Source organism: Comamonas sp. GCA5, assembly GCF_036541385.1.
GTDB lineage: Bacteria > Pseudomonadota > Gammaproteobacteria > Burkholderiales > Burkholderiaceae_C > Comamonas > Comamonas aquatica.
The window spans coordinates 1-3,038 of the sequence record NZ_JAZHFR010000153.1; the positions used below are offsets into that span (position 1 = coordinate 1).

The following is a 3,038-nucleotide window of genomic DNA, read 5'->3' on the forward strand; positions in this document are numbered from 1 at the left end:
CACGTCAATCACTCCTGGTCTCCTGCTGCACATAAAAGCAGCAGGCTAGGGTTAATGCGTGGGTCAGATTGAGATGGAAAAACCGGGGGCTAGTGGGTCACTTCTGGATGGAAATCAACAGGCCATGTGAAGTGGTGGGTCAAAGCACCACAACCTCCCCCATGATGGCCGCGCTGGCCAATGCCGCCGCCGCACACGTGGCCGAGCAGGACGATGTGCACAACGGCTCGGTGTTCCACCCCGCGGCCGTGGTCTTCCCGCCGGCCCTGGCCGTGGCCCAGAGCCTGGGCGCCAGCGGCGCGCAGCTGATGGCCGCCTGCGTGGCCGGCTATGAAGTCGGCATCCGCGTGGGCGAGTTCCTGGGGCGCAGCCACTACCGCATCTTCCACACCACGGCCACCGCCGGCACGCTGGCCGCGGCCGCCGCCGTCGGCCACCTGTTGGGCCTGACACCGGCGCAGATGCAGCACGCCTTCGGTTCGGCCGGCACGCAGTCGGCGGGCTTGTGGGAGTTTTTGCGCACCGCCGCAGACAGCAAGCAGCTGCACACCGCGCACGCCGCCGCGGCCGGCCTGATGGCGGCGTACCTGGCCCAGGATGGCTTCACCGGCGCGCAGGACATCTTCACCGGGCCACAGGGCCTGGCCGCCGGCATGAGCACGGACGCCATCCCGCGAAGCTGAGCGACGGCCTGGGCTCGCGCTGGGCCACGGCCGAGACCAGCTTCAAGTGGCATGCCTCCTGCCGCCACACCCACCCGGCCGCCGATGCGCTGCTGCAGGTGATGCAGCACAACCATTTGCAACCCGCCGACCTGGCCCAGGTGACCTGCCATGTGCACCAGGGCGCCATTGATGTGCTGGGCCCCGTGGTGCAGCCCAGCACGGTGCACCAGAGCAAGTTCTCCATGGGCACCGTGCTGGCCCTGGCTGCGCGCTTTGGCCATGCGGGTTTGACCGAATTCGACAGCCACTTCCTGGCCCCGGACACTGTGGCGCTGCGCGAGAAGGTGCGGATGGTGCTGGACACCGAGGTGGACACCGCCTACCCGCAGCGCTGGATCGGCAAGGTCACGGTGCAGACCACCGATGGCCGCATGCTGCACGCCCGGGTGGACGAGCCCAAGGGCGACCCGGGCAACAGCTTGAGCCGCCAGGAGATCACCGACAAGGCCTTGCGCCTGGCGGCCTATGGCAGCCAGGTGCCCGCCGCGCAGGCCCAGCAGGCCGTGGCCCGGCTGTGGCAGGTGGCCCTGTGGCCCCGTGTGCAGCGCCTGCTGGACTGAGCAACTGTTTTTGCATGCCGGTGGCGGGGGCCGCCGGCATGTGTTCCCCCCGGGCACAGAGGCGACACCGACAACGCCCGTCCCATGTTCTACCTAGGAGACCACCATGACCCACCCATCCACCTCTTCCTCGCGCCGCTGGGCACTGAAGGCCTGCGCCGCAGGGGCCGTGCTGGCCTGCAGTGTGGGCCCGGCCCTGGCCAGCAACTGGCCCGACAAGCCCGTCACCCTGGTGGTGCCCTACAGCGCCGGCGGCCCCACCGATGTGGTCGCCCGCCTGCTGGCCGTGCCCATGGGCCAGAGCCTGGGCCAGAGTGTGCTGGTGGAGAACACGGTGGGCGCCGGTGGCACCATCGCCCCCACGCGCGTGGCCAAGTCCAAGAACGACGGCTACACCATCCTGATCCACCACATGGGCATGGCCACCGCGCCGGCGCTGTACAAGAAGCTGCCCTATGACCCGCTCAAGGACTTCGAGTACATCGGCCAGGTGCTGGACGTGCCCATGACGCTGCTGTCGCGCAAGGATTTCCCGGCCAACAACTTCCAGGAGCTGCAGGACTACGTCAAGAAGAACCAGGACAAGGTGTCGCTGGCCAACGCCGGCATCGGTGCGGTGTCGCAGCTGTGCGGCATGCTGTTCATGCACCAGTTGGGCGTGAAGCTGACCACCATCCCCTACAAGGGCGCCGGCCCGGCCATGAACGACCTGATGGGCGGCCAGGTCGACCTGCTGTGCGACCAGACGACCCAGACCGTGCCCGTGATCAAGGATGGCAAGCGCGCCAAGGTGTTCGGCGTGACCACGTCCGAGCGCCTGTCCTCGCTGCCCGACATTCCGACCCTGAACGAACAAGGCCTGAAGGGCTTTGACGTCAAGGTCTGGCACGGCATGTACGCCCCCAAGGGCACGCCCAACGAGGTGATCACCAAGATCAACCAGGCGCTGAACGTGGCCCTGAAAGACGCGACCGTGAAGGCCCGCATCGCGGACCTGAGCTCCGACCTGGTCTCGCCCGAGAAGGCCACGCCGGAAGGCCTGCGCAAGCACCTGGAGGCCGAAGTGGCCCGCTGGGGCAAGGTGATCCGTGAAACCGGGGTCACGGCCGAGTAAGCCCCCGACAGGCGCGCGGCGGCCGGTGGCGGCCCCGCGCGCCGCCCACCTGGAGACTGTCCCCCCATGATTGACCACCTGGACCACCTGGTGCTGACGACCACCGACGAGGCCGCGTGCACGCACTTTTACTGCACCGTGCTCGGCATGCAGCTGGAAGTGTTCGGCGCGGGCCGCAAGGCCTTCGTCTTCGGCGCGCAGAAGATCAACCTGCACATCGCCGGCCGCGAGTTCGAGCCCAAGGCCCAGCACCCCACGCCCGGCGCCCTGGACCTGTGCCTGATCACGCGGCTACCGATGGACCAGGTCCAGGCCCGGCTGGCCGCGCATGGAGTGGCGGTCGAATGCGGCCCCGTGGCCCGCACCGGCGCGCAAGGCCCTATCACCTCGGTCTATGTGCGCGACCCCGACCAGAACCTGATCGAGCTTTCCCAATACCCGTGACCCCGTCGACCATGTCCCCCATGCTGCGCAATGCCTGCTCTTTCCTCTTCGTTCCGGCCAGCCAGCCCGAGCGCCTGACCAAGGCCCTGGCCAGCGGCGCCGACCTGGTGATTGCCGACTGGGAGGACGCCGTGGCCCCGGGCGCCAAGGCGGACGCCCGCCGCGCGCTGGAAGCGGCCGTGCAGGCCCTGCCCG

3 protein-coding genes and 1 pseudogene are annotated in these 3,038 nt (G+C 68.6%); all 4 read left to right on the top strand.

All coding sequences use genetic code 11. The features are described from left to right. Positions 1 to 143: 143 nt before the first annotated feature. Positions 144 to 1,285, top strand: a pseudogene (locus SJH88_RS18745) (MmgE/PrpD family protein); the annotation flags it as partial. Positions 1,286 to 1,391: 106 nt separating this feature from the next. Next, positions 1,392 to 2,399 carry a tripartite tricarboxylate transporter substrate binding protein BugD gene (locus tag SJH88_RS18750; RefSeq protein WP_274755343.1) on the top strand — a complete coding sequence of 336 codons (1,008 nt, stop codon included), beginning with the start codon at positions 1,392 to 1,394 and terminating at the stop codon, positions 2,397 to 2,399. Between the two features lie 66 nt (positions 2,400 to 2,465). Continuing rightward, complete coding sequence (locus tag SJH88_RS18755; RefSeq protein ID WP_042411975.1) at positions 2,466 to 2,843, top strand: VOC family protein; 378 nt, start codon at positions 2,466 to 2,468, stop codon at positions 2,841 to 2,843. 11 nt (positions 2,844 to 2,854) lie between these two features. Continuing rightward, positions 2,855 to 3,038: aldolase/citrate lyase family protein (locus tag SJH88_RS18760; RefSeq protein ID WP_274755344.1), on the top strand; the 184-nt coding region annotated here is incomplete at its 3' end.